Origin of the sequence: Limosilactobacillus difficilis (assembly GCF_947387495.1) — a bacterium.
GTDB lineage: Bacteria > Bacillota > Bacilli > Lactobacillales > Lactobacillaceae > Limosilactobacillus > Limosilactobacillus difficilis.
Map to the genome: position 1 here is coordinate 21,649 of NZ_CANDNU010000019.1, position 7,612 is coordinate 29,260.

The following is a 7,612-nucleotide window of genomic DNA, read 5'->3' on the forward strand; positions in this document are numbered from 1 at the left end:
ATATAACAAGGCTAAATAACATTTCCCGGGAAATGTTTGATAAAAAATCGCCAACACTGCTTAAAACAGCATTGACGATTTTCAAAAAGATTTAACTTTTGGTCGCGTCGACGTGTTGCAAGGGCCAGACAACATTAATCAAGAAGAGGACCAAGTTCAAGAAGACAAGGCCCGCAGTCCAGAGGAAGACGGCGCTAAAGCCGAATTGACCAGCAACCCAGCCGCCCATCAGCGAGCCGACAATATTACCGATGTACATAGCACTCTGATTCCAGGAGAAAACCCGACCGGTAGCTTGGACGGGACTGTTCTTGGTCAGCAGAGTTTGGACTTGCGGGAAGAGACAAGCATCACCCAGGCCGACGATAAAACGACAAATACCGAGCTGCCAGCAATTTGTTACAAAGGCCGTCGGAATGAAGACGATCGTATTAAGGATAAAACCGAAGATCAGGATGCGTTCCGTACCGATCCGATCTCCGATGGTCCCCACCCGGCTGGCAATTAAGACGGTAGCAATTCCCGGCAGTGCCGCGATAATCCCACTGACGAAGGTGGTGTGGGAGCTACCATGGAGTAGTTGTTTAACGAAAAGCGAAATGATCGGGTTGATCGAGTTGTTAGCGGACTGGATGATCAGGGTGGTTAAGACCAGGCCGATGATCAGCCGCACGGAGGGCAGGGAACGCAGGACATCCTTACTGGAGCCGACGTCCTTGGTAGCGACGGGATGAAAATTACTCTCGTCGACGAAACGCCAGCAAGCCAGGCAGATCAGCAAAAGGATGATCCCGGTCAGAAAGAAGGTGACCCGGTAGCCGAAGAAGGTGGCTAAGGTCCCGCCGAGGAAAGGCCCCAGGAGATTGCCCCCGGTGAAACAGGCCATCATGGTGCCAAGGGCGCTCCCACTATGTGTTTTAGGAACTTCGGTCGCGATCAGGGCATTGGAATTAGAGACGAAACCGGCAAAGGCCCCCTGCATCATCCGGAAAATTAGCAGCTGCCAGACATTGTGGACAAAACTGATTGCCCCGATCGCAATGCCCATCCCCAGGGAAGCCCGCAGGATCATCGGCTTACGTCCCTTCGCATCGGCAAGCTTGCCCCACCAGGGAGTCACGATCGTTGCCACCACGTATGAGGCCGAAAAGACCAGACCGGACCAATTAGTCAGCTGGCGGTGGGTAAAGTGGCCGAGCTGGGCTAGGAAAAGCGACAAAAATGGCATTACTTCGGAAAAGGCAATGCCAGCAAAAAAGACGGCAATTGAGAGGACGCGTAAGTTGCGCTGCCAGATTTGATTATCAGATTGATTGGAACTCGCCAATATGACACTTCCTTTTTGATTTACTTGATCGATTTACCAGAGAAAGTCAGCAATCCAGTTATCGACGGTTTGACTACGGTGCAGGCCCGAGTGGGTCGCTTTCGCACTACGGAAGCAGCGGTTTTTCACCGGTGTCTGCTGGTTCTTGAGCAGGTAGTTGACGGATAGGGCTGAAGCGTTGCTGACCAGGGTGTCCGAGTTGCTGCCGTCGCCGACATTTCCGTAAACGTTCAGGACTTTGACAGTTTTAGGAAAAGCAGCAGACATTTTGATGAGCTGCTGGTAACTCGGGTAGTAGCTGTTCGCCGGGTATTCGATGTTCGGCTTATAGTGGTCATGCGCATTGACCTTCACCTTGTTGGCCTGGTCATTTAACGATAAAACGCCGTCAAAGGGACCCGCGAGAATGACAAATTTCTTGACCGTGGGGATTGAATGAGGATGGGAAGTCAAAAGCTGGTAGACCGCGACATTGCCGGCTGAATGAGCGACAAAGTTTGCTTGCTCGACGCCATGGGCTTTCAGGTACCGCATTGCCTTGCCGAGCCACCGGGCGTTAGTCGTGGTGGGGGCAGAATTATTTAAGAAATTGACTTGGACGAGGGGGTGCTTCACGTTTTGGAAGTGGCCGCTAACCTGGAGGGCACCGTTATTTTGCACGTTAATGGTCATGACTTTGCGGGTTCCAGGATAACGTTGACTGAGATCAGCGATCATCGTATCGGTTGAGTGATGACTGCCCTGCAGGCCGTGGACAAAGACGGTGGCCGTATTGCTGGCACTAGCCTGACTGTTCAAATTCCAGCAGGTGAGTCCCAGAATGGTGACAGCCAGGATGGTCATAATGGAGAGCGGTAAATGACGTAATTTCATTGAAAATTTCCTTTCCTGTACTGATATAGCTCCACTTTAGCACGCTTTTTGCCAAAGGAGAAAGCGAAGAACTACTTTAGCGAAAAGTTAAGTTTAGCATTCATCTTCGTAGGCAAGCAAAGCTGTTGTATCATAGTAATGCTAAGCAAAGTTTTTGAAATGAAGCCCCGAAAAATGGGGTGGTGGGCTAAAATTGGAGGGCGCCATGAATATTGTTTGGACTTGGGATCTTATTCGACGAATTATCGAAGTTTTGTGGCTGATCAATATCGCCTTTGCGATCTGGACGGTTTTCCGGACGCGCCGGGATATTGCTTCTACTTGGGCGTGGCTCCTGGTTTTATCATTATTTCCGGTTGTCGGCTTTCTCCTTTACCTTTTTGTCGGCCGGAAAATCTCCAGTGACGATATTTTCAACATTCGCGATGAGGAGCGCCAGTTTCGCAATACCTATGTCAAAAAACAAGCGGATTTACTCCAAAAACACCGCCTGCTCCTGAAGCAGGGGCACTTAATGCTGGCCCACCAACTGGTGACTTTGGCGACCAGCCTGAATGATGCGCTAGTGACCTTTAATAACCGGGTGCGCATTTTTGTCGATGGGCGACAGCTATTTGACCAGATGATTCAGGATTTTGATCAGGCTACGGATCAGATCTGCGTTGAATTTTACACCTTTTATGCTGATCAATTGGGTCAGCAGATTTTGCACGCACTCGAGCGAGCTGCCGCCCGCGGGGTCAGTGTCAAGGTCCTCTATGACCTGAGCGGCTCCCGGGGGACCACCTACAAATCCTTCCAGAAATTAGAATCTCTCGGCGGGGATGCCCAGCCGTTCAACTCGAAGACGAGGCACTATATTAACACTCCTCGACTCAATTATCACCTGCACCGGAAAATTGTGGTGATCGATCAGCAGATCGGTTACATCGGTGGCTTTAATATCGGCGACCAGTACGTGGGCAAGATGGCCAGGTTTGGCTATTGGCGTGATACCCACGTTCGAATTGTCGGCCAAGCCGCGACGGCATTGCTTGGGCGGTTCGGAATGGACTGGAACCTGACTTGCAAAAAGACGGGAAAGGCGAAGGTCGATTTGCTCAGCCTGATGAAGGATCTGCACGTTCAGCGACCAACGGATAATCCATCAGAAGTGGCAATGCAAATCGTATCTTCTGGCCCCGACAACGATGACGTTGCGATTCGGCGTGGCTATGAGGCGATGATCTCTGCTGCCCACCACTACGTCTACATTCAGACGCCGTACCTGATCCCGGGCGAACCAATTCTGGAATCATTAATCATTGCCGCCCGGAGTGGAGTTGACGTTCGGGTAATGGTACCGTGCATGCCGGACCATCCCTTTGTCTATCGGGCAACGGAATATTATGCCCGTTACTTAGCCGAGAACGGCGTCAAAGTATATAAATATGATAATGGCTTTATTCATGCTAAGACAGTTATTAGCGATGATTACTTTGCTTCGGTCGGCTCGGCCAACCAGGACTTCCGTAGCTATCGACTAAATTGGGAAGCCAATGCTTTTATGTATAATGAACAGCTGACAAAGCAGCTCAAACAAATCTTTGAAAACGACTTGCTAAAGAGTACGGAAATGACGCCCGAATATTTTGCCCAACAGTCTAAGTGGCGGCAATTTAAACAGTATTTCTCACGGCTTCTTTCACCAATTTTATAATGGAGAGCAGATCTAATGAAAATTCAGATTAACCGCCGCCATCTTTCTCTGGCGGTTGCCGTTTTTATCCTTTATCTTGCAATCAGTTACTGGCCGAGCGTAGCTAAACTGCTGAGCCGTGTGTTTTCAGCAGCGATGCCGTTGTTGATCGGTTGTGTACTGGCTTACATCGTCAACCTGCTGCTCAAGCAGTACGAGCATCTCTTTGCCCGCATCTTTAAAATGGCGCGGGCCCGCAAATTTCAGCGGGCCTTCGGAATTGTGGCGTCATATGTGACGATCGTTTTAATTATTGTGCTAGTTATTCACCTGGTGATCCCGGAATTGATCCGTTGTATTCGGCTGCTGGTAGCTAACCACAGCCACGTGGTTAACCATTTTGTCGCCTATTTTCAGCAAAACAGTCAGTTTAAAGATTTATGGCGGAATTTTGATCCCCGTCACTTGAACTGGAGCAAGTATGGGAAGTACCTTACTTCTGGCTTTGGGGGAACCTTTAAAACTGTGATGTCGACGGCTTCGTCGATTGTGTCAGGGGTGACGACGGCGGTGATCGCCATCTTCTTTTCGATTTACCTTTTGGTGTATAAAGAAAAGTTAGCTGGCCAGGCCATGAAGCTGTTGGATGCCTATCTGGGTAAGGTCAAGATGCCATTGATGCACGTACTCAAAACCTTTGACCGCTGTTACAGCAGCTACATCGTCGGTCAGTGTAAGGATGCCGCCATTCTCGGATTTGCTTGTTTTGTGGGAATGACAATTCTGTGCTTGCCTTACGCGGCGATGATCGGAGCGGTGACTTGTTTTACCGCCTTGATTCCGATCATTGGGGCCATCCTGGGGGCCAGTGTCGGCGTGGTCTTGATCTTTGCGGTTTCACCGGTCAAAGCCTTGATCTTTCTAGTGTTCATCATCGTCCTGCAGCAATTTGACAATCGCATTACCTATCCGTTGGTCGTCGGCTCGAGTCTCGGTTTGCCGAGCGTCTGGGTCTTTGCGGCGGTAATCACTGGTGGCGGTTTTTCCGGAATCCTGGGGATGATGCTAACGGTACCGCTCTTTGCTGCTGTTTACCAGCTTGTTGGGGAAAATATTCGCCACCGTCAAACTAAACAGAAAAGGGAGCGACAAAATGACTAAATTACCAACCAAGATTGAGGTGCGCGGCGCTAAAGTCCACAACCTCAAAAATATTGATGTCGATATTCCTCTTCACCAGTTTGTCGCGATTTCAGGACTGTCGGGTTCAGGAAAGAGCTCGCTAGCGATGGGGATTTTATACGAAGAAGGTTCCCGACGCTATCTGGAAGCCCTCTCGACTTACACCCGGCGTCGCATCAAATTGGGTGCCCAGGCAGACGTGCAGAGTGTCAAACATATTCCGTCAGCCTTGGCTTTGAAACAGCGGCCGGCAATTCCGTCCGAACGGGCGACCGTCGGCACGATGAGTGAGATCTTAAATATTATTCGACTGATCTTTTCCCGTTTGGGATCACCAGTCTGCCCAAATGGTCATCGTTTGTCGCCCAGTTTGGCGATTGCCAAAGTGATGAGTCAATCGGGAGCTTCGATGGGGCAGTTGACCTGTCCCGTTTGTGGGGCCAAATTTCAGGCCTTCAGTGCCGAAGATTTTGCTTTTAACGCGGATGGGGCCTGCACTAACTGCCAGGGAACTGGCCAGGTGCGTTCGATTGATGAAAGCAAGTTGATCGGCGATGAAAACTTGAGCCTGGCAGAAGGGGCGGTCGCTTCTTGGCATCTGCCAGGACGCAATTTCATGCCGAACGTGGCGGAACAGGCCGGGGTCCGGATTAACGTTCCCTATCGTGATTTGTCGGCTAAGGAAAAAGATTTTGTCTTGAACGGTCCTAAAACCAAGTACAAGATGGATTTTCGTTCGGGGACGGGACGGGTCTTTCATGACTTCAACGCACTTTACGAAAACGCCCACGAAGCTGTCTATGAATCTGCTCGCACCAGCAAGAGTGCTCGGGCTCAGAAGCGGATCAGCGAATTTTTCCATTATTCGACGTGCCCGGTCTGCCATGGGACCCGCTTCAAGCCGGAATTGCTGAAGCAGCTGGCTGGTCAGCTCAACATTGCCCAGGTTAGTGACTTGACGCTTGGTGAGTTGCCGGCTTGGAAGCAGCAGGTGCTGGCTGGTCTGCCTGCAGAAATGAATAAGATGGCCACGAGCCTTTTTCATGAGTTTGATGATAATTTACGGCCGCTGCTGGAGCTTGGTCTCGATTATCTGACTCTTTCCCGAAACGGTAACACCTTATCGACGGGGGAACTACAACGGATTCAGCTGGCACGTACCTTGCGGACGCAGACAACGGGCGTCTTGTACATTTTGGATGAACCATCGATTGGTCTGCATCCGGACAACATCAGTGGCCTCTTGCACGTTTTCCGCAAATTAGTCGACCAGGGTAATTCCCTGGTGGTCGTTGATCACAACGTGGATATCATCAGGGCGGCTGACTGGATTATTGAAATTGGCCCCGGCTCCGGGGAGGAAGGTGGTCGGGTGCTGGACCAGGGGACGCCGGCGCAAATCGCCCGGGATCCTCATTCGAAGATCGGACCGTACCTAAACGGTCAGGCCAAACTGCTGGCCCGATCTATCAACGACCAACCGGCTGATAAGAAGATTGAATTTGAAGTTGCGGACTACTTTAACCTCAAGGATGTCGCGGCTGCCTTGCCGGTCAATCGTTTGAGCGCCATTACCGGTTTCTCGGGTGCTGGGAAGACCAGCTTGATTTTAGACAGTCTGGTGCCGGCCATCCAAGCCCAGGCTGCGGGGGAAGCCCTGCCGACACAGGTGAAGAAGCTAACAGCACCGCTCAAGGAGGTGGTTAGCGTCGACGCCGCGCCGATCGGTAAGACGCAGCGGTCGACCGTGGCCACTTATACCAGCATCATGGACAATCTGCGCAAGCTCTTTGCCGCCCAGCCACTTGCCAAGCAGCAGCACTACACGCCGAGTTATTTCTCCTACAACAATAAGCAGGGGGCCTGTCCAAACTGTGGCGGGGCTGGCGTGGTGACCCTTGATATCCAATTTTTGCCGGATATGCAGCAGACCTGTCCCGTTTGCCATGGCGACCGCTACAACCAAGCGGTACAAGCGGTCAAGTGGCACGGTTATTCGATCGTCGACTTGCTGAAACTGGACGTTCGCCAGGCACTGGCTGTTTTTAAAGGGGTATCAAAGATTGAACGTGAACTGCAGCTTTTGCAAGAAGTGGGGCTTGATTACCTCCACCTGGGCGAAAGCACCCCGACTCTATCTGGCGGGGAAGCCCAACGTTTGAAATTGGTTAAACATCTCAACCGCAATCAGCGGACAACTCTCTTTGTTTTTGATGAACCAACGATCGGCTTGCATCCCCTGGATGTGAAGACATTGGTACACGTCATGCAGCAGTTGTTGGATCGGGGAGCGACGCTGGTGACCATCACTCACGATCTGAACCTGATTGCCAATGCGGATTATATGCTGGATTTGGGACCCCGCGGCGGAAATAACGGGGGACAAATTGTGGCAGCAGGACGACCGTTGCAATTAGCTGACGATCCCCAGAGTCTAACCACCCAGTATTTAGCTGATTATTGGCACCGTTTCAATAAGTTGAGAATTTACAATTCAAGTGCAACATAAATTAAAAAAATAACCCATAACGGGTAGAATTAGTTTAATAACC

Annotated in this window: 5 protein-coding genes; 3 read left to right on the forward strand and 2 right to left on the reverse strand. The window is 50.8% G+C overall.

Annotated features, from left to right (window positions below; genetic code table 11):
• Positions 1 to 91: 91 nt before the first annotated feature.
• Positions 92 to 1,327 (reverse strand): MFS transporter, encoded by a 1,236-nt coding sequence (locus QOR82_RS05140; protein ID WP_283583703.1) that lies wholly within the window; start codon positions 1,325 to 1,327, stop codon positions 92 to 94.
• A 33-nt stretch (positions 1,328 to 1,360) separates the two neighbouring features.
• Positions 1,361 to 2,200, reverse strand: coding sequence for an alpha/beta hydrolase (locus tag QOR82_RS05145; RefSeq protein ID WP_283583704.1), 840 nt, complete (start codon positions 2,198 to 2,200; stop codon positions 1,361 to 1,363).
• 205 nt (positions 2,201 to 2,405) lie between these two features.
• Between QOR82_RS05145 and cls the strand changes: the two genes are divergently transcribed.
• Genes cls through QOR82_RS05160 form a run of 3 tightly spaced genes read left to right on the forward strand, consistent with a single transcriptional unit; the run spans position 2,406 to position 7,569 of the window.
• Positions 2,406 to 3,899, forward strand: coding sequence for a cardiolipin synthase (cls, locus tag QOR82_RS05150; protein ID WP_283583705.1), 1,494 nt, complete (start codon positions 2,406 to 2,408; stop codon positions 3,897 to 3,899).
• Positions 3,900 to 3,914: 15 nt separating this feature from the next.
• Complete coding sequence (locus tag QOR82_RS05155) at positions 3,915 to 5,039, forward strand: AI-2E family transporter (protein ID WP_283583706.1); 1,125 nt, start codon at positions 3,915 to 3,917, stop codon at positions 5,037 to 5,039.
• Entirely contained in the window at positions 5,032 to 7,569 is a 2,538-nt protein-coding gene (locus tag QOR82_RS05160) for an excinuclease ABC subunit UvrA (protein ID WP_283583707.1), read from the forward strand. Before QOR82_RS05155 ends, QOR82_RS05160 begins: the two co-directional genes overlap by 8 nt.
• Positions 7,570 to 7,612 lie beyond the last annotated feature (43 nt).

Excerpts from the sequence above, each read along its gene's own strand:
- QOR82_RS05155 (WP_283583706.1), top strand. The coding sequence starts at position 3,915 with ATGAAAATTCAGATTAACCGCCGCCATCTTTCTCTGGCGGTTGCCGTT.
- QOR82_RS05145 (WP_283583704.1), bottom strand. The coding sequence starts at position 2,200 with ATGAAATTACGTCATTTACCGCTCTCCATTATGACCATCCTGGCTGTC.
- cls (WP_283583705.1), top strand. The coding sequence starts at position 2,406 with ATGAATATTGTTTGGACTTGGGATCTTATTCGACGAATTATCGAAGTT.
- QOR82_RS05160 (WP_283583707.1), top strand. The coding sequence starts at position 5,032 with ATGACTAAATTACCAACCAAGATTGAGGTGCGCGGCGCTAAAGTCCAC.